General features: G+C 54.7%; 16 protein-coding genes. 8 read left to right on the top strand and 8 right to left on the bottom strand.

Annotated features, from left to right (window positions below):
* Positions 1 to 5 precede the first annotated feature (5 nt).
* Positions 6 to 1,040, top strand: a complete 1,035-nt coding sequence (locus tag JJQ72_RS11850) for a glycoside hydrolase family 18 protein (RefSeq protein WP_208203799.1) — start codon at positions 6 to 8, stop codon at positions 1,038 to 1,040.
* A gap of 77 nt (positions 1,041 to 1,117) precedes the next feature.
* Here the strand turns inward: JJQ72_RS11850 and JJQ72_RS11855 are convergent, their stop codons facing one another.
* Entirely contained in the window at positions 1,118 to 3,409 is a 2,292-nt protein-coding gene (locus tag JJQ72_RS11855) for a helix-turn-helix domain-containing protein (protein WP_208203800.1), read from the bottom strand.
* A 274-nt stretch (positions 3,410 to 3,683) separates the two neighbouring features.
* Between JJQ72_RS11855 and JJQ72_RS11860 the strand changes: the two genes are divergently transcribed.
* A complete protein-coding gene (locus tag JJQ72_RS11860; RefSeq protein WP_208203801.1) occupies positions 3,684 to 4,421 on the top strand; it encodes a ThuA domain-containing protein in 738 nt (245 codons plus the stop codon).
* A gap of 80 nt (positions 4,422 to 4,501) precedes the next feature.
* On the opposite strand, the gene JJQ72_RS11865 is transcribed toward JJQ72_RS11860, so the two are convergent.
* Positions 4,502 to 5,356 (bottom strand): lipoate--protein ligase family protein, encoded by an 855-nt coding sequence (locus tag JJQ72_RS11865; protein ID WP_138227371.1) that lies wholly within the window; start codon positions 5,354 to 5,356, stop codon positions 4,502 to 4,504.
* A gap of 238 nt (positions 5,357 to 5,594) precedes the next feature.
* On the opposite strand from JJQ72_RS11865, the gene JJQ72_RS11870 reads away from it, so the two are divergent.
* The 4 genes from JJQ72_RS11870 (at position 5,595) to cysK (ending at position 9,265) form a co-directional block, all read left to right on the top strand.
* Positions 5,595 to 6,641 carry an ABC transporter substrate-binding protein gene (locus tag JJQ72_RS11870; protein ID WP_208203802.1) on the top strand — a complete coding sequence of 349 codons (1,047 nt, stop codon included), beginning with the start codon at positions 5,595 to 5,597 and terminating at the stop codon, positions 6,639 to 6,641.
* Positions 6,642 to 6,687: 46 nt separating this feature from the next.
* Positions 6,688 to 7,506 carry an ABC transporter permease gene (locus tag JJQ72_RS11875; RefSeq protein ID WP_138227369.1) on the top strand — a complete coding sequence of 273 codons (819 nt, stop codon included), beginning with the start codon at positions 6,688 to 6,690 and terminating at the stop codon, positions 7,504 to 7,506.
* The gene (locus JJQ72_RS11880) at positions 7,481 to 8,248 is read left to right on the top strand and encodes an ABC transporter ATP-binding protein (RefSeq protein WP_243896044.1); all 768 of its coding nucleotides are present in this window, start codon (positions 7,481 to 7,483) and stop codon (positions 8,246 to 8,248) included. The genes JJQ72_RS11875 and JJQ72_RS11880 overlap by 26 nt, the downstream gene beginning before the upstream one ends.
* Before the next feature lie 102 nt (positions 8,249 to 8,350).
* Entirely contained in the window at positions 8,351 to 9,265 is a 915-nt protein-coding gene (cysK, locus tag JJQ72_RS11885) for a cysteine synthase A (RefSeq protein ID WP_138227918.1), read from the top strand.
* Positions 9,266 to 9,429: 164 nt separating this feature from the next.
* On the opposite strand, the gene gdhA is transcribed toward cysK, so the two are convergent.
* The 4 genes from gdhA to JJQ72_RS11905 all read right to left on the bottom strand — a co-directional run bounded on the left by gdhA (position 9,430) and on the right by JJQ72_RS11905 (position 12,799).
* Positions 9,430 to 10,800 carry an NADP-specific glutamate dehydrogenase gene (gdhA, locus tag JJQ72_RS11890; protein WP_138227368.1) on the bottom strand — a complete coding sequence of 457 codons (1,371 nt, stop codon included), beginning with the start codon at positions 10,798 to 10,800 and terminating at the stop codon, positions 9,430 to 9,432.
* A gap of 203 nt (positions 10,801 to 11,003) precedes the next feature.
* Positions 11,004 to 11,135, bottom strand: a complete 132-nt coding sequence (locus tag JJQ72_RS11895) for a DUF4023 family protein (RefSeq protein ID WP_208203803.1) — start codon at positions 11,133 to 11,135, stop codon at positions 11,004 to 11,006.
* Between the two features lie 371 nt (positions 11,136 to 11,506).
* Positions 11,507 to 11,818 carry an antibiotic biosynthesis monooxygenase gene (locus JJQ72_RS11900; RefSeq protein ID WP_208203804.1) on the bottom strand — a complete coding sequence of 104 codons (312 nt, stop codon included), beginning with the start codon at positions 11,816 to 11,818 and terminating at the stop codon, positions 11,507 to 11,509.
* A gap of 210 nt (positions 11,819 to 12,028) precedes the next feature.
* Complete coding sequence (locus JJQ72_RS11905) at positions 12,029 to 12,799, bottom strand: hypothetical protein (protein WP_208203805.1); 771 nt, start codon at positions 12,797 to 12,799, stop codon at positions 12,029 to 12,031.
* Positions 12,800 to 12,853: 54 nt separating this feature from the next.
* Here JJQ72_RS11905 and fumC point away from each other — a divergent pair, with 54 nt between their 5' ends.
* Both fumC and JJQ72_RS11915 read left to right on the top strand, forming a co-directional pair.
* The gene (gene fumC / locus JJQ72_RS11910; RefSeq protein WP_138227364.1) at positions 12,854 to 14,242 is read left to right on the top strand and encodes a class II fumarate hydratase; all 1,389 of its coding nucleotides are present in this window, start codon (positions 12,854 to 12,856) and stop codon (positions 14,240 to 14,242) included.
* A gap of 55 nt (positions 14,243 to 14,297) precedes the next feature.
* The gene (locus JJQ72_RS11915; protein ID WP_208203806.1) at positions 14,298 to 14,930 is read left to right on the top strand and encodes a hypothetical protein; all 633 of its coding nucleotides are present in this window, start codon (positions 14,298 to 14,300) and stop codon (positions 14,928 to 14,930) included.
* Positions 14,931 to 15,034: 104 nt separating this feature from the next.
* Here the strand turns inward: JJQ72_RS11915 and JJQ72_RS11920 are convergent, their stop codons facing one another.
* Together JJQ72_RS11920 and JJQ72_RS11925 are read right to left on the bottom strand one after the other, a co-directional pair.
* Positions 15,035 to 16,624, bottom strand: coding sequence for a PTS sugar transporter (locus tag JJQ72_RS11920; RefSeq protein ID WP_208203807.1), 1,590 nt, complete (start codon positions 16,622 to 16,624; stop codon positions 15,035 to 15,037).
* Positions 16,625 to 16,769: 145 nt separating this feature from the next.
* Positions 16,770 to 18,113: a hemolysin family protein gene (locus JJQ72_RS11925; protein WP_138227361.1), complete on the bottom strand. Its 1,344-nt coding sequence runs from the start codon at positions 18,111 to 18,113 to the stop codon at positions 16,770 to 16,772.
* Positions 18,114 to 18,385 lie beyond the last annotated feature (272 nt).

An 18,385-nucleotide genomic window follows, 5' to 3' on the forward strand; every position in this document is an offset into this window, starting at 1 on the left:
GCAGGATGTCCCACACCTATATTGCTGCAGGCTATGCGTCAGACCATGTGCTGGCAGACATCACTCCCGAGGATCTGCAGAAGCTGACCCACCTGAATGTGGCGTTCGGCCATGTCAAAAACGATGAAATTACAATCCGTCATTTGAAGAATACGTCCTGTATTCAAGATATAAAAGCAGCTCACCCGCATCTGACCTTACTGCTGTCCGTCGGCGGATGGAGCGCCGGAGGATTCTCTGAGGCCGCGTCCACGACACACGGTAGAGAGGCCATGGCGGCGTCGGCTGTACGGGCGCTGGAGGAGCTGCCGTTTGACGGCATTGACCTGGACTGGGAATATCCGTGCTATGGCGAGGCTGATATTGAGTCTAGGCCAGAGGATAAGCAGAACTTCACGCTGCTTCTGAAAAGAATGCGTGAGGCGCTGGATCAGAAGGGCGCGCAGGACGGCCGCCACTATCTGCTGACCATTGCTGCTGGAGCGGATCAGTATTATGTTGACGGGACAGAGATGGAGCAGGTTCAGCAGTACCTGGACTTCGTGCAGCTGATGACCTATGACATGCGGGGCGGATTTCAGGTGCTGACCGGCCATCACAGCAATCTGTTCACCCCGACCGGAGATTTGTTCCGCATCAGCGTGGAAGCCTCCGTCAGGCTGTTTCACCAGGCCGGAGTGCCGAAGGAGAAGATGGTGATTGGCGCAGCCTTTTACTCCCGGGTATGGAACGGGGTGCCTGACCGCAACCACGGCCTGCATCAGATCGCAGAGAGCACCGGCGGCTATGGCCCGGATTTTACAACGCTGGCCGGAGAGTATATTGATCACAACGGGTATGTCCGGTACTGGGATGAAGAGGCCTGCGCACCTTATCTGTTCAACGGCTCCCGCCTGATCTCTTATGACGACGAGGAATCCATCCGACATAAATGCCGGTTCGTGCAGGAGCAGGACCTGGCGGGAATTATGTTCTGGGAGTACAGCTGCGACCGGACCGGACGCCTGCTGCATGCGTTGCATGAAGGATTGAAGAGTTAATCGAACAGGGCCGCCTCCGAATGATCGGGGGCGGTCTTTTTAATTGAAGACGCAGCTTGTCCCAAAAATCAACGGAGCTACGTCCCGGTCTCCTCATCGTCCTCCTCATCGGGAGGTGGTGCATCGGGGCTATGGATTTTGCGGTACTGGCCCGGTGTGAGACCGGTTTCCTTCTTGAACTTGCGGATAAAGTTTGGCGTATCGAGATAGCCGACTCGCGTGATGATGTCCTTTAGCGGGTCGCTCGTATGCAGCAGCAGCCGGATGACTTCGTCCATGCGCTTTTGCCAGATATACTGCGAGAAATTGATGCCGACCTTTTCCTTGAAATACCGGCTGAAATAAGAGGTGGAGATGGAATACTTGGACGAAATGGACCCCAGGCTGAGGTCGTAATCTGTATAATTATCTTCGATATAAGCAATGATCTGCTCCATCAGGGAGCTCTCCTCGGTATCACTCTTCTCCTGCACCTGCTCGCATATTTCTGCAGCCAGACCCAGCAGCTTCTTCTCCAGCTCCTCCAGCGTGTCGAAGGAGGTGAGCTTCGGAATCTGGGAAATGACATGATGAATGCCGAGCTCGGAAGCCGTCTTCAGCATTGTATTGAGGATATCAAAGCAAATACAGCGCATGAGCGGCACGGAGGGCTTCTCCTGCTTCAGATTGCACAGCGCGGTCGTGACCATCTGGGCGGCTACATCGTAGCTCCCTTGCTTCAAGCTCTGTACCAGCTTCAGCAGCACATCCTTGGGCACCCAGAAGGAAGCATCCGGCGTTTCGGACAAGGCCTCGAAAAAGGTCGTTCCGCCTTCTCCATGCAAAATCGATGCCTCATAAGCGGTCGAAGCCTCAATATAGGACTGATTCAGCTGCTCTGAGCCTTCATACACTCTGCCTACGCCGATCGCCGGAATCAGATGCGTCTCCTCCATAATGAGGTCGCGCAGGGCAGCCACGATGGATTGGGTATGCTCTTGTACCGTTCCTCCCCGCGAAGGGACGAGATCGAAGCCGATAATCATCGCGAGCTGGTTGGGCTGCGGCAGCTCCAGGCCGTAGGCATGAGCAGAGTATGAAGGGAAATTCACCTCACTGACGACCTGCAGCACAGGCTCCCGGTCGGGGCGGTCCGGGTCTTCCGCATTGCGACGGTTCCAGCCCATACATACGACGAAATAATGGGATTGATAGAACCTTATGCCGAGCTTCTCCTTGAACTCGCGGGTCAGCTCATCCGTTTGTCCATGCTTCAGCATGACGAGCAGGGCATGGTCTCTGGCATACGGCTCCTGCAGATCGATCTGCTGGCTGAATTCACGCAGGGTATTCTTGATCCACTCCAACTCATTGCCCGGGGGCGAGCTTTCCTCAGACGCATTACTCCGCACAAATTCAAGCAGGTCGGAGATCGGATGATACTGCCGCCGGGCGAGGATGACGGCAAGCACGGTTCCGATCACCACCACCATGGAGAAGATGAGAAGAAAGAATGACTGGATATGTACAATCCGATTCGAGAACTGGCTGCTCGGCATGGCGGCAACGTAGGTCCAGCCGCTCTCCGAGCGCACGGACACGACGGAATGGGGCTCGCGGTTCACGGTTACATGATGCGTTCCCGGCTCCAGCTTCGACAGGGCGGCGGTGTCCTGCGGTGTGATTTTCTCCCCCCGGTAGCTGGCGGCAAGCACCTGCCCCTCCTCGTTGTAAATAAACGTGCTGCCCTGGTAATCACTGAGGATCGATTCAATCAGGTTAGTCAAATTGGATTCGTTCATGAGGAACATGACCGTCCCATGGGGATTCGTGCTGCTCGGGGTGATCGGCACGAGATAAGCCAGCATGGACTCATAAGAGCGCACCCCCTGATCGACCTGCTCGGCGGGGCGAATCTGCGGATACATGGCGGTGTTCAGATCCCAGATGAGGTCTTTTTTCTTCCAGGTCTGAAAGCGGTAATGCTCCGTAAAGACGTCCAGATGCTCTTTGCCCCGGGAAGAATAAATGCGGTCATCGCCCCGAAAGAACAGAAAAATCTCATCCGCGAGCGAGTTGACAGCCTTATATTGGTTCAGGGCATCAATGGCTTCACGGCTGTAATAAGGATGATGGACCAGGTAGCTGGTCAGCTGATCATCATACGATATGCGGGAGGCGACCTCCTGCAGCTCCTTAATGCCGTTATCAATAATAATCTTGGCCTGGTTCAGCTGATTGGCATTGCTTTGTTCAATTTCTGAACGGAGGGTATCGACCGCATTTTGATATATGAAAAAAGTCAGGATGACCAAGGGAATCAGAAAGATAGCGATATAAGAAAGTGTATATTTCACCAGCAGCTTGGATTTGAAATGGCTCCATTTCATGGAATTCCCCCCTGTAATCACACCGTTCATTGGATGTAGACCTTTGTAAAATTGTAAAATAATCACCCTGCTAAAGCAATGGAAATGGTGAAAACGTTTTCTTATCGTGTTGATCACATACAGGTCACAACGTCTCGGGATTGCAGCGTCTTGGAGCGGGGATTGGGGTAATGGGTAACATCAGGTTTTGGAGCACGAGGGAAGCATTGGTTCTAGGGCGGGAGCTTTATTTATAATAGGTAGCTTTGGATGCAACGGAAGGGAGAGCTCAAGCATGAATGACATTCAGGTGACAGTATGGAATGAATATCGGCATGAGAAGCAGAATCCGCAGGTACACAGCATTTATCCGAATGGGCTTCATGAAGCCATTGCCGGCTATCTTCGCAAGGACAGCAGACTTAAGGTACGGACCGCGGTGCTGGATGAGCCGCAGCATGGTCTGAGCGAGGAGGTGCTGGACAACACGGATGTACTGATCTGGTGGGGCCATAAGGCGCATGACGAGGTACAGGATGATATCGTTGAAAAAGTACAGCAGCGCGTACTGGACGGAATGGGGCTGATCGTGCTTCACTCTGGCCACGGCGCGAAGATCTTCACGGAGCTGCTGGGGACGAATACCCCGTCTCTGAAGTGGCGGGATGACGGTGAGCGGGAGAAGCTCTGGGTGGTAGAGCCGGGTCATCCCATCGCGAACGGCTTGAGTGATTTCATCGAGATTGAGAAGGAAGAGATGTACGGCGAGCGATTTGAAATTCCGGCACCGGATGAGCTGGTGTTCATCTCCTGGTTTGAGGGCGGCGAGGTGTTTCGCAGCGGCTGCTGCTACCGGAGAGGCACGGGCAAAATCTTCTATTTCCGTCCCGGACACGAAACCTTTCCGACCTATCATCAGCCGGAAGTGATGCAGGTGATCCAGAACGCCGTACATTGGGCGGCCCCGACAGAAGGCGCTGAGGTCACGTATGGCCGGGTGGAGCGTGACCGGGAGCATCAGGCCAGTCTCTAAAAACAAGCGGTTACCTCAAAAACCCTGCAGGGCGTGCCTATGCGCCTTGCAGGGTTTTTGAAGCGTGTCTTGGTTCGGTATTAAGAGGTATACCGCTGCCGCAGCGTCTGGGTCATGGCCGCGACCTCTTCCTCCCGCGGCAGGCGCAGGGCGGCTGCTGCGGCGTCCATGGCCTCGGGGCTGAAGGACTGCTGCTGCATACGCACCGTCTCCTTCAGGAGCCGGATTAGCTCAGGCACCGCCAGGGCACCAAGTGAGGTGAGCTCCTGCAGGCTGGCCGTGGATTCTCTCGTGACCTTGGGATAAAGCTCTGGCGGCGTGTCGCCGGCGGCTTCCTCATAGAAGGCGCGCACAAGGTCGGCCCGATTTCCTCCCGACCCTTCCGCAATAATGAACGCCTGCACGATCAGCGCTTTGCTCTGGCGGCGCTGGGCGATGCCGCAGAACTTCTGCCCGGAGATGCTGAGGTCAAAAGCGCCGGGGCAGAAGGCGCCGGCAATTTCGCCTGCCCTGACCTGGCGGCCGGTTCCGCGGAGTGCCTGCTCGATGAGCCCGGCCATCCGGTGGAAGGCCGGCTGGAAGTCGCCCTGCCCCGGGCCGCTGCTCAAAGGAACGATCAGTGAGACATTGACAACGCCGGGATCCAGCGGTACGGCTGCACCGCCGGAGTGCCGGACAGCAACGTCATAGCCGAGCTTCCGGATGCTTCGGGATGCAGCCGCGGCGCCGGGAAGCCGGCTGTCGCGAACGCCCATGACGAGAGCGCCGGGATGCCTCCAGATATGGCAGATAGCCGGCCCTCCGGCCCCCGTCTGTCTGCACAGCAGCTCATCCAGCGCAAAGGCGTTCAGGACATCTCTTCGCTGCAGGTCACCGCTTCGATCCAGGAGCAGAATCGGACCCGCCTCCTCCTGCAAAACATTCAAATCCGACATGGTACAGCCTCCTTCTTCTGGAATGGCACCGGATGCTGCGGCCAGGCTTGCAGCGCCGGCTATATAGGTTCAGCATAGCATAGAGCCATTGCGCGGTGATATGGTCTTTTCTACATAAATTCTTGTAACGGCGATGAAAGCGCTGCGCGGGGGGATAAAAAATATAGGATTGACAAGAAGTGATTAAAATCCTTATAATCCTAGTGTGTTTCTAGGGATTATATTAGAGGAGGAAGTTATGATGAGAACCCATGCCCGGAGATTGAAAGGGCTGACCATAGGTCTGCTGCTAGTGGCATTATTGGCAATGACTGCCTGCGGGAATGACGCCAAGAGTGGTGAAGCCAGCGGTGCAGGAGAGGGAAAGACTGATTTTGTCGTCGGATATTTAAATGTTATGGATGATGCACAGGCGATGCTCGCTTATGAAGCGAAGCTGTACGAGAAGCACGGGCTGAATGTCACCATGCAGAAGTTCAAGAGTGGAACGGATCTGATCAAGGCGATGGTAGGCAAGCAGGTGGATGCCGGCGTGCTGGGCTTTACGAACGCGGTTTCCTGGGCGTCGAAGGGAGCCGGCGTAAAGGTTGTAGGCGGAGCTCAGCTGGGCTTTCACAGCGTATTGGTGAAGGAAGACAGCAGCATTGCCAAGATTGAGGACCTGAAGGGCAAGAAGCTGGCCTCCCAGGGTCAGGGCAGCACGGCTGATATTGTACTGAACGGTGTGGTGCTGAAGGAAGCGGGCCTGACGAGCCAGGATTTGCAAATGGTTTACGTAGATCCTGCACAGGCGATCCAGTCTCTGTCCTCGGGTGCTGTGGATGCGGCGTTTGTGTTTGAGCCTTACGACAGCATCGCCTCCCATACGATGGGCGCGAAGCAAATTTATGAGATCGGCAAAGTGTGGCCGTTTCCTTGTATGGTCGTCATCACGACCGACGAGAACCTGGACAACAACCGTGACGCTGTAAACAAGCTACTGGATGCCCAGAAGGAAGCGATCGAAATGCTGCAGGAGGAGCCGGTGAAATCCGCAGGCCTTATTATGAAGCATTTTGTGGAAGGCGACACGATGGATTCCCATCACGGCGGAACAGTAGAATCCGTGGACGTGATCAAGCAGGCGATCGAGACGCAGGTGTTCAACTGGGATATTACCCCGGACCAGATTACACGTATGCAGGAAATTTCCGATATGATGAAAGAGCAAGGCGTGCTGGAAACAGATGTAAATGTGGAAGAATTGATTGATCTGAGCTGGCAGAATGAGCAGCAGAAGCAGTAAGCAGTAACAGCAGTGATATGATCATAATGAAAAAGGAGAGCTTCGGATGATACCTGCCCCGCGTAAAACAACTCGCAGCCGTACTGCATCCGGCTCCTTCTGGCGTAAAGTGCTTCCGTATCTGCTTGCAGTCGGAAGCCTTTTGGCGATTTGGCAGATTACGGCCCTATTCCTGCCGTCGTTTCTGCTGCCGGATGTGCCGGATGTCTTTGTCCGTTTATTTGACAGTATTCAAGACCCGGAATTTATGGGTCATATTGGAGACAGCCTGTTCCGCTTACTATGGGGGTATCCGCTGGCCTGTCTGTTCGGAGCGCTGCTGGGCTTGATCGGCGGGGTGTCCCGGGGCTTTGCTGTATATCTCCGCAGCCTGATTTCCATTTTACAGGCGATTCCGCCGATCACCTGGGTGCCGTTCTTCGTCATCCTGCTCGGCTTCGGCAGCAAGACGATTATTACCGTTATTATTATTGCGAGCTTCTTCCCCATGGCTTTGTCCGTACTGAACGCGACAGAGGGGGTCAACCGGACGCATCTGGAGCTGGCGCGGGTCATGGGCGCGAGCCGGGGCCAGCTGCTATCCAAGGTGTTTGCGCCGGAATCGCTTCCGGCATTCGTAACCGGCGCTCAGGTAGCCTTCGGCAACGCTTGGCGCTCGCTGATCGCGGCAGAGATGGTGGGAGGCGCCATGGCGGGCCTCGGCTTCTACTCCAAGTGGCGCGGTGAGGTGGCGGACATGGAAGGTGTACTGATGAGCATCATTATTATCGGCTCCATCGCAGCGGTGCTGGATCTCGTACTGCTGGAGGGCCTCAAGAAGCGGCTGCTTCGTTACCGTTATGTCAAACCGGGAGGAGAGGATTAAGCTGCAGAATATAGATATTAAGAATGTATCCAAATCCTTTGGCTCACTCCGTGTGCTGGAGCAGGTGGACTTTAGCATCGCAAAAGGGGAGTTCGCAGCCATTGTCGGACCCTCCGGATGCGGAAAGAGCACGGTGCTGCGGATGATTGCCGGGCTCGAGTCTCCGGGCAGCGGAGCCGTTACGGCGAACGAGGCAGACATTGAGAAGCCGGATCCCAGCCGAATGCTTATTTTTCAGGAGCATGCCTTATATCCGTGGCGGACGGTTGCGGACAACGTGGCCTTTGGCCTGGAGCTTGCAGGAATGCGGAAGAAGGAGCGCAGCCAGCGCGTGGATGAGGTGCTTGCCAAGGTCGGATTGACCGGCTTCCAGAAGTATTATCCTCATCAGCTATCCGGCGGCATGCGGCAGCGGGCGGCCATCGCCCGGGCACTGGTTACGGACCCGGAGGTGCTGCTGCTGGACGAGCCGTTCGGAGCGCTGGATGCCATTACGAAAATTTCCATGCAAAATGAACTGCTCACCCTCTGGGAAGGCACCGGCAAAACGGTGCTGCTCATCACCCACGATATCGACGAGGCGATCTACCTGGCGGACACGGTCTATGTGATGAGCCCGCGTCCCGGCCGGATTGTAGAGCAGATCAAGCTGTCGATGCCCCGCCCGCGTAACCGGAACGGTGCAGACTTTGTTGCGGTACGGGAGCGCGTCATGAAGCATCTGGATCTGGCCCATCATTAATGTGGACTGATCCGATAAGAATGATATGATAGAGAGGCGGAGCTGATGAAGCGTCCGTCCTTCTTTTTGTTCATGATCATCAATGATAAGGAGCTGAAGGCTGTGAAGGTATATAATAATGTAGCCGAAATGATCGGCGGCACGCCCATGGTACGCCTCGGACGCATGCTGCCTGAAGATAGCGCCGAGGTATATGTGAAGCTGGAGATGTTCAATCCGTCAGGAAGTGTCAAGGACAGAGCGGCGTCCAACCTCATTCGGACAGCAGAGGAGCAGGGCTGGCTCACGCCGGGCGGCACTATTATCGAGCCGACCAGCGGCAATACAGGGATCGGCCTGGCAATGATTGCTGCAGCCAAAGGCTATCGGGCGATTCTGATCATGCCGGATAATATGTCCAAAGAGCGGATTAACATTTTGAAGGCTTACGGAGCGGAGGTCGTGCTGACCCCGAGCAGCCAGCGGATGCCGGGTGCCATTGCAAAGGCCCAGGAGCTAAAGGAACAGATTCCGGGGTCCTTCATTCCCCAGCAGTTCGAGAACCGCGCCAATCCGGATGTTCACCGCGTCACGACAGCACCGGAGATCCTGCAGCAGATGGAAGGGCGGCTGGACGCCTTTGTCGCCACAGCCGGTACAGGCGGTACGGTCACGGGCACAGGAGAGGAGCTGCGCCGGCATCTGCCGGATCTGCATATTGCGGTCGTGGAGCCGCAGGGCTCGCCCGTGCTGTCGGGCGGAGAGCCAGGGCCGCACAAGCTGGTGGGAACGAGCCCGGGGTTCGTGCCGGCCATATTGAATACCCATGTATATGATGAAATTATTCAGATTGCCGACGAGGACGCGCTGCAGACGGTAAGAGATCTGGCCCGTAAAGAAGGCATCCTGGTCGGACCCTCTTCAGGTGCCTCCGTGTTTGCGGCCTTGCGTGTAGCCCGTAAGCTTGGTCCGGGGAAAAGAGTCGTCTGCATTGCGCCGGATACCGGTGAACGGTATTTGAGCATGGATATTTTTTAGGAAGAGACGCAGCGAGGCAGGCTGCAGGATTCCTTTCTTGTACAGCTATAACAAGAAGAGGCCCCAGGAAGATCGCTGGATCTTTCCGGGGCCTCTCTATGGTCATGGGAGTGCGTGCAGCACTCCGGCATGAATGAAGGATAATGTAGAGATATGGAATGGAATTATACGACGCCTTGAGCGAGCATGGCGTCTGCGACCTTCAGGAAGCCGGCAATATTTGCGCCCACGACAAGGTTGCCCGGGCAGTCGTACTCTTGAGCTGCCTTCACGCTGCTGTTATAGATGTTCTTCATGATCTCATGCAGCTTGCCGTCCACCTCTTCAAAGGTCCAGGACAGTCTCATGGAGTTCTGGGACATTTCCAGAGCAGATACAGCCACGCCGCCGGCATTGGCAGCCTTGGCAGGTCCAAACAGTACGTTATTGCTCAGGAACAAGTCGATGGCGCCAAGGGTGGAAGGCATGTTGGCACCTTCACCGATCGCGATGACGCCATTCGCAATCAGAGCTGCGGCTGCCGCTTCGTTGATCTCGTTCTGGGTTGCGCATGGCAATGCGATTTCACAAGGCAGGTTCCAGATCCCCTGCCAGCCTTCGGAATATACCGCAGACGGACGGTGCTGAACGTACTCGCTGATCCGCTTGCGCTCCACTTCCTTAATTTGGCGAAGCGTATCCAGGCAGATGCCCTCCGGATCGTAAATGTAGCCGCCGGAATCACTGCAGGCTACGACTTTAGCGCCAAGCTGCTGGGCTTTCTGGATCGCAAACGTGGATACGTTGCCGGAGCCGGACACGACAACGGTCTTGCCCTGGAAGCTGGTACCCTTGGATTTCAGCATTTCCTCCACAAAATAGACGCAGCCGTATCCGGTAGCTTCCGGACGGCCCAGACTGCCGCCATAGTTCAAGCCTTTACCTGTCAGTACGCCAGCCTCATTACCGCCGCGGATGCGCTTGTACTGCCCGAACATGAAACCGATCTCACGTGCGCCTACACCGATATCGCCAGCCGGAACGTCACTGTCCGGACCGATATATTTGTAAAGCTCAGTCATAAAGCTTTGGCAAAAACGCATAATTTCATTGTCCGATTTGCCCTTCGGATCAAAATCCGAGCCGCCTTTACCGCCGCCGATCGGCAGGCCGGTCAGGGAGTTTTTTAGAATCTGCTCGAAGCCGAGGAACTTGATAATGCTGGCGTTCACGGAAGGATGAAAACGAAGACCGCCTTTATAAGGACCGATTGCACTGTTGAATTGTACCCGGAAGCCGCGGTTCACATGCACCTTGCCCTGATCGTCAACCCATGGAACACGGAAAGAAATGACACGCTCTGGCTCTACGAGACGTTCCAGAATACCTGCCTCCTGGTATTTAGGATGTCTTGAGAAAACGGGAACGAGCGAGTCCACGATTTCTTTTACGGCTTGATGAAATTCTGGCTCATTCGGATTGCGCTGCTGTACGGTTTCAAATACGGATGTTACATAAGAGACCGCATCCTGTGTAATCTCGGATGTCAAATTCATGTACACGTCCACCTCACTCATATTTATGTATTACGTTGTATTTTACGAAAATAAGGGACTGATGCAAGCTGTAATTTATATATTTTAGATTATTATTTGCACTAAAACACATATATGCATATGGTGTAAAATACAAACTGTATGTCATATAATGCAAGCAAGACGGCTCGTTGAACGAGCCGTCTTCATGTTCGCGAAATGCTTTAAGGATTGTTGCCATGCTGCTTGGTCGGGAGCTTGGCGGAAGGAGTGCCCTTGCCATTGTTTTCCTTGTTACGACGGGCTTTCTCAGCATTTTCATTCATCTTGTTGACGAACTGACGGGTGCTTTCCATGGAAGTCTCACGCTCCTTCTGAAGGAGAATTGCCGCAAGGAGGGGCATCCTTCTGACATAGCATGTCCAGGTGAGGGATAATGTATAGGCAGATGGATACATTGTTTATACTTAACATGAAGTTTACACAGCTCATAAAAGTTTCCTATCGAATTCCCAAAAAAGTCTGATGGGGACACTCTGAAATCCGAGAAATCCTTGATCCTATGCGCTTTTTGAGCTGAAATAATGTCTGTTCGGATGAATCCCTGATGAATTGCTGCAAAATATAAAAAACCCTGTTTAATCACGCAAAAAAGCCCGCCATGGTATGAGCCAGGCAGGATTTTTATGCACAATCTCTGACATATCAGGTTCGGTAATGCCCTTCGTTATTGAACCGGAGGATGGCTGACCAGCAGCTCGTATTTATTCAAGGACGCGCCCAGCATATGCTCGCTGCCCCCGCCACGATGCGCCTGTCGGAAGGACTCGCTGGAGGTCCAGCCTTTAAAGGCGTCCTCGTTCTCCCAGACCGTGCACACCTTCAGCTCTTCATAATCCTGGCCTTCCTTCGCCTCATGCCATACCTCGAGACGGATAAATCCCGGCATATTCTGAACGCCCTTGTTCTGAGCAAACCGCTGCGACAGCTCCTTGCCGTAGCCCGGCGTAACCTTGATCGTGTTCGTAACCACTAGCATGTGCATTCCTCCTCGGTTTATGCTTATTACAGCCTATTTCGCCTAAAATCCTGGTCCACATTTATTATACTGCAAATCTTGAGCTCATTTCATCCGGGCAGGGTTAGCGGCAAGCCGCCGCCGTCCGCTCACGCGCTAAACGAACGCGAAAAACCGACCTCGATGCTGCCGCCGTCCGTCCCTGCGCCAAACGAATGCGAAAAACCGACCTCAATGCCGCCGCCGCCCGCCCCCCGCGCCAAACGAATGCGAAAAACCGACCTCGATGCTGCCGCCGTCCGCCCCCGCGCCAAACGAATGCGAAAAACCGAACTCAATGCCGCCGCCGTCCGCCCCCGCGCCAAACGAACGCGAAAAACCGACCTCGATGCGACGCTGTGGCGGTTCTGGAGCAAACGAAGGCGAAAAACCGACCTCGATGCGGCGCTGTGGCGGTTGTGGAGTAAACGAACGCGAAAAACCGAACTCAATGCGACGCTGTGGCGGTTGTGGAGCAAACGAGTGCGAAAAACCGAACTCAATGCGGCGCTGTGGCGGTTGTGAAGCAAACGAACGCGAAAAACCGAACTCAATGCGTCGCTGTGGCGGTTCTGGAGCAAACGAGTGCGAAAAACCGAACTTGATGCGGCGCTGTGGCGGTTCTGGAGCAAACGAAGGCGAAAAACCGACCTCGATGCGGCGCTGTGGCGGTTGTGAAGCAAACGAACGTGAAAAACCGAACTCAATGCGACGCTGCGGCGGTTCTGGAGCAAACGAACACGAAAAACCGAACCCGATGCGGCGCTGCGGCGGTTCTGGAGCAAACGAATGCGAAAAACCGACCTCGATGCGTCGCTGTGGCGGTTCTGGAGCAAACGAACGCGAAAAACCGACCTCGCCGCCCGCCACCCGGTCCGCGGTCTTGCGCCTAACGCAGCCTGCGCCCTTGCGGGCTCTTTTTTTATTTGAGCAGGGAAATATGCAATAATAGGGTAAATACATGGTTGAAGCGTTGTCACGGCCTTGGCCCGAGCGCACACTAAAGGAGGAATTTAGATGGACTATCGAATAGAAAAGGATACCCTGGGTGAGATGAAGGTGCCGGCTGACAAGCTGTGGGCGGCCCAGACGCAGCGCAGCCTGGAGAATTTCAAGATCGGAACGGAAATCATGCCGATGGAGATCGTCCATGCTTTTGCCGTCCTGAAGAAAAGCGCAGCGCTGGCGAACCGCCAGCTGGGTAAGCTGGATGAGGATAAGGCCCAGGCTATCGCCGACGCGGCAGATGAGGTGCTGGCTGGCAAATGGGACAGCCATTTTCCGCTGGTGGTGTGGCAGACGGGCAGCGGCACGCAATCCAACATGAATATGAACGAGGTGCTCGCGGCCCGAGGCAATCAGCTGCTGAAGGAGCGGGGCAGTGCCAGCACCATTCACCCTAATGATGATGTGAACAAGTCGCAGAGCTCGAACGATACGTTTCCGACGGCGATGCATATGGCGGCGCTTGCAGCGGTCGAGGATCATGTCCTGCCAGCGCTGCAGAAGCTCAAGCATACGTTTAAGGTCAAGAGCGACGAATATATGGATCTTATCAAAATCGGACGCACCCACCTGCAGGACGCCACGCCGCTTACGCTAGGCCAGGAGATCAGCGGCTGGCACCGCATGCTGGAGAAGTGCGAGCTCATGATCGCTTCCGCTGCAGAGCCGATGCGGGAGCTGGCCATCGGGGGCACGGCGGTCGGAACCGGCATCAATGCACACCCGGAATTCGGCGCCAAAACAGCGGCAGAAATCAGCTCGGCCATGGGTAAGAGCTTCTCCAGCGCGGAGAACAAGTTCCACGCCCTGACCAGCCACGATGAGCTGGTATTTGCGCACGGGGCGATGAAGGCGCTGGCGTCTGATCTGATGAAAATCGCGAATGATGTCCGCTGGCTTTCAAGCGGCCCGCGCTCCGGCATTGGCGAGTTAACGATCCCCGCGAACGAGCCGGGTAGCTCTATTATGCCAGGCAAGGTCAACCCGACACAGAGCGAGGCGCTGACCATGATCGTGTGTCAGGTGATGGGCAATGATGCCGCGATTGGTTTTGCCGCGAGCCAGGGGAATTTTGAGCTGAACGTGTTCAAGCCGGTCATTATTTATAACTTCCTGCAATCTGCACGGCTGCTGGCTGATGGCATGAATTCCTTCAATGAGAACTGTGCGGTCGGTATTGAAGCGAATCTGGAGGTGCTGCGCTCTAATATGGAGCGCTCGCTGATGCTGGTTACCGCGCTTAACCCGCATATCGGGTACGAGAATGCGGCAGCCATCGCGAAGCAGGCACATCAGCAAGGAACGACGCTCAAAGAAGCCGCGCTCGCCAGCGGGCTGCTGACGGAGGAGGAGTTTGATCAATATGTTCGTCCGGAGGAGATGATTCACCCGAAAGCTTAACAGGCTAAAGGGAGTGTGTCCTAATACTAGGTGCATGAAGGGCAGGGGGAGAACGGTGAAAAAGCAGGAGGATGCGGTGAACTGGAACAACTGGAATAAGCATCGCTGGACGGCTGTCGTGCTGTCACTGATCGCTACGGGAGCAGGGATGATGTACATCGGTACGGGCTGGATGATATTCTGGGCCCTTCTGTTCATCGTCTTTCAAGGTTTGGCGGTAGTGCTGTTCTTCTTCACCCTCGGTTTTATGGGCTTGCTGATTGCTCCGGCGATGCTGTTGATTCATCTGATCGGTGTGGGGGTCGCCGCGATGTATTTCAGGAGACCGAAGGATGGGCAAGAGCAGCTGAACAAAGAGCGGCGCCTGGCTGCACAAGGCCTGCTGCTGCGCGGATTGCTCGGTGTAGCTCTTTTTGCGGGCAGTCTGTATGGAGGTTATACCGTCGGAATGATGCCATTTACCAAAACAGAGCGGGAGCAGGCTGCAGCAAGCAGTGCAGCAGAGCAATATTTGCAGGATAAATACCAGGAGGCCTTTGAGGTCACCGAGGTAGAATACAACTGGTCCACCGGCTACTATACAATGAAGGCGCATCCGGCCGGGCGCCCCGAGCTTTACTTCAGTGTGAGTGCGAAGGATCGGGAACCGCTGGAGTTTCGGGATTATTATGAACTGGTAAAGCCTTGAATCGCGACAGTGCGCCATAACTCTAAAAAAGGGGCTTCCTCATCGAAAGATGAAGAAGCCCCTTTCCCATGCGCGCCAGTGACATCGGCTTGCGCCGCCTAAGGCTACATACTCACATCAGCCTTGGGACGGCGTCCCAGCGAAAGCTTGTTGAGTATCACCGTAATGAGGAACGAGCACAGCAGGCTCGCCAGCATGGAGATCGTAAAGCCAAACGCATTGTTGGACAAGGTCGGTGCGAAGAAGGACGGAACATAAGCGGTTCCGCGGACTTCGAACAGACCCACCAGCAGTCCGCCCAGGCCGGCTGACATGATAGCTCCCCCGAACACCAGCTTGTTCGAGAACATAAAGGGATACGCAGCTTCGACAAAGGTACCGAAGCCCATATTCATGGCAAAGCCGGGTGCGGCGACGGCCGCTTCCCCTTTATCTCTTGGGGCTACGATGTTGGCGAGCGTAATGCCGGCCGAGACCATCACGAGACCGACCATGTCTACAGCGCCGAGGAAGCTGTTACCGGTGCGTTCCATCTCCAGCAGCACGATCGGCAGAATGGCGGCATGGTATACTCCGCCAATAATGGCTGGCCAGATGAGCAGGCCGGCGATCAATCCAGCGATGGCCGGGTTGAAGGAAACGAGCATTTCAATCAGGCCGCGAATGCCTTCTCCGGCGACCAGCGCGATTGGAGCGATCAGGAAGTATACAGCTAAACCTGAGATCAGGCCTGCCAAGCCTCCAGCGGCAATGTTCACTGTCGTTGCGGGAAAGCGCCATTCCACACATTTACGAAAAATATAGTGCACCAGCAGTCCGGCCCCGATCCCGCCGATAATGCCGCCGATAATGCCGCCTTCTGTAGACAGCACACCTGCCACAATACCGGCTACAATCGACACTTCATCCAGCTCAGACACCTGCTTGGCCGCAATAACAGCCAAGATGACCGGCAGCGCCTTGATCATGAGCTCAAACACGGTGGACAGTGACGACAGCCCGGGAACCTTACTCGCGGCCAGGATCAGAGCCATCGCGATAAAACCGGGCAATGAGGCCATCATAATCCCGCGCAGATTGATTCGCTTCCACGGAGAAGAGAGTGCATCATTTCCTGTCCCGGCTCCAGCCGAGCTGCCAATGACAGGACGGTACGGCATCCGCCAATGCTTGCACAGTGAGGTTACGAAGGTGACGGCGCGTGTCCGGTTCGTCGTGCCGGTCGTGCCGGATGCAGCGATGACATGAACGCCTCGGGATTGAATGCCAGCCATGGAGGTGCCACCCGTCCCGGTCACCGGGATCTTATGACGGGCCGCGGCTTCAAACACCAGGCGGTTGGTTCCCTCCGGGTCGGCGCTCATGACGATGATGCCGTCAATTTCACCCAAACTAATCTGCTCTGCAATGTCCTGATCCAGCTGCCGGGCAGCCTCGTTTACTTCCTGCAGCGTTCCTTGGGCCGCGATGACCGGCTCGTCTTGCGACATCTTCCAAGAGTAAAGAGTAGCCCGGGTATCAGGCTTGGCCTGATCCATAGACGCCTCTGCGGCAATAAATTGAAGCGCAGCACAGCTTAAGTCGGCACTTTCCATTTGAATTAAAATTTCGCCCAGCAGCCTTCGGGGGTCTTTACCACCCAGATTGTAAAGATTTCCTCCGCTGCTTCCGATGATTGCAATTTGTCGACTCATTCGTCTTTGCTCCCCCTAGTCTAGTAGCCATTTGATATTAGCTATATTACATTAGAGAGCTACCACATTAAAGTGTAGACAAGAAAAAAAGCAGTATCCCTAACGGGATACCGCTCATTCTACTCCTAAACATGATACATCCGCCCTAATGCTGCTCCTCCAGCGCTGCCGCTGCTTCCGGATCGGTCTCTTCCTCTTCTGCCTTTACAATCTCCAGCTTCGTATACCGATGCGTCTTCTTCTCCAGTACGGTGAAGGTCAAGTGACTATACTGCCACTGGTCACCCTTGACCAGCTCGGAGTTGTGCCCGTACAGCCAGCCGCCGATCGTATCCAGCTCTTCGGTGCTCAAGTCGGTTAACAAAATATCGTTGATCCGGTTAATGGACACCTTGCCGTCTACAATGAGGCGGTTTGGCTCCGGCTGAACCAGCTCCAGCTCTTCATCATCATCGAATTCATCCCGAATTTCTCCGACGATCTCCTCCAGAATGTCCTCAATCGTAATCATACCGGAGGTTCCGCCGTACTCATCAATCAGGATGGCGATGTGCGTGCCTTCCTGCTGCATCTTCTTCAGCAGCTTCTTGACCGGTGTTGCTTCTGATACTGTCATCGCCGGGTGGATCAGCTTCGAGAGATCCACGCTGGCGTTATCGTCAAACTCCAGGAAGAACTGCTTCGTATTGACCATGCCGATGACCTGGTCCTTGTCGCCGCGGACAACAGGAAAGCGGGTATACTGCTCCCGTTTGATGATTTGCAGATTTGCCGCCAGCGGCTTATCTACATACAGGCAGATCATGTCGGTGCGGGGCACCATAATTTCTTTGGCCAGCAGCTCGTCAAAGGCGAAGATGCGGCTGACATAGCCGTATTCGCTCTGATTGATTTTGCCGCTCTCATAGCTGTCACTCAGAATCATGCGAAGCTCTTCCTCCGAATGTGCTTCCTCATGCTCGCTGGCCGGATGAAGACCGAACAGCCGCACCAGTCCGTTCGCGGAGCCGTTCAGGAGCCAGATAAACGGGTACATGATGCGGTAAAACCAAATGATCGGCTTGGCGGTCAGCAGTGTAATCTGCTCTGCCTTCTGGATCGCCAGTGTCTTCGGCGCCAGCTCCCCGATCACAACGTGAATGTATGTCATAAATAAAAATGCAAACAAGAAGGACATGGTGCCCGAAAGCGCCGTCGGCAGTCCTAATGCATCGAATACCGGGTGAAATATCGCTTCAAAAGTGCTCTCTCCCAAATAACCGAGACCGAGTGCTGTAATCGTGATGCCCAGCTGACAGGCCGATAGATATCCGTCGAGATTGGTGACGACCTTTTTGGCGGAGAGTGAATTCTTGCGTCCCTCCAGAACCAGGGTATCAATCCGGCTGGTGCGGATCTTAACGATCGCAAATTCGGTCATGACAAAAAAGGCTGTAAAAGCAATAAGTAATGCCACTAAAAATAAATTAAAGCCTATACTGTCGTACAAAACAAAACACATCCTTTATCTTTTTCTGGTCCGAATCTGTTGCTCTAGCTTACGGCAAAGCCAATGTGAAATATGCACTGCACTCTCACATAATTCGACCTGAATTTCAAAGGCTCCAGAAGCCGGTGCTTCCGAATCAAAAACATGCGGGAAGCCTGTTCATGATGGTCCTGTCGGTTAGAGGATAAGCTCCGCACGTATTGGCGCAGCCTGCTTATCCTTCGTATGGGGTCGTCCACGTCGTCACTCCTAATCCGCAGCGGGTTACGGTG

This window comes from Paenibacillus sp. F411 (genome assembly GCF_017582705.1).
GTDB classification, from domain to species: domain Bacteria; phylum Bacillota; class Bacilli; order Paenibacillales; family Paenibacillaceae; genus Paenibacillus_AQ; species Paenibacillus_AQ algicola.

What these genes read in the sequence shown, in the direction of transcription:
- JJQ72_RS11895 (WP_208203803.1), bottom strand. Translation starts at nt 11,135, where the DNA reads ATGGAAAGCACCCGTCAGTTCGTCAACAAGATGAATGAAAATGCTGAG.
- JJQ72_RS11905 (WP_208203805.1), bottom strand. Translation starts at nt 12,799, where the DNA reads ATGTATTTACCCTATTATTGCATATTTCCCTGCTCAAATAAAAAAAGA.
- JJQ72_RS11880 (WP_243896044.1), top strand. Translation starts at nt 7,481, where the DNA reads ATGTCAAACCGGGAGGAGAGGATTAAGCTGCAGAATATAGATATTAAG.
- gdhA (WP_138227368.1), bottom strand. Translation starts at nt 10,800, where the DNA reads ATGAATTTGACATCCGAGATTACACAGGATGCGGTCTCTTATGTAACA.
- JJQ72_RS11870 (WP_208203802.1), top strand. Translation starts at nt 5,595, where the DNA reads ATGATGAGAACCCATGCCCGGAGATTGAAAGGGCTGACCATAGGTCTG.
- JJQ72_RS11920 (WP_208203807.1), bottom strand. Translation starts at nt 16,624, where the DNA reads ATGAGTCGACAAATTGCAATCATCGGAAGCAGCGGAGGAAATCTTTAC.
- JJQ72_RS11900 (WP_208203804.1), bottom strand. Translation starts at nt 11,818, where the DNA reads ATGCTAGTGGTTACGAACACGATCAAGGTTACGCCGGGCTACGGCAAG.
- fumC (WP_138227364.1), top strand. Translation starts at nt 12,854, where the DNA reads ATGGACTATCGAATAGAAAAGGATACCCTGGGTGAGATGAAGGTGCCG.
- JJQ72_RS11850 (WP_208203799.1), top strand. Translation starts at nt 6, where the DNA reads ATGTCCCACACCTATATTGCTGCAGGCTATGCGTCAGACCATGTGCTG.
- JJQ72_RS11865 (WP_138227371.1), bottom strand. Translation starts at nt 5,356, where the DNA reads ATGTCGGATTTGAATGTTTTGCAGGAGGAGGCGGGTCCGATTCTGCTC.
- JJQ72_RS11855 (WP_208203800.1), bottom strand. Translation starts at nt 3,409, where the DNA reads ATGAAATGGAGCCATTTCAAATCCAAGCTGCTGGTGAAATATACACTT.
- JJQ72_RS11860 (WP_208203801.1), top strand. Translation starts at nt 3,684, where the DNA reads ATGAATGACATTCAGGTGACAGTATGGAATGAATATCGGCATGAGAAG.
- JJQ72_RS11875 (WP_138227369.1), top strand. Translation starts at nt 6,688, where the DNA reads ATGATACCTGCCCCGCGTAAAACAACTCGCAGCCGTACTGCATCCGGC.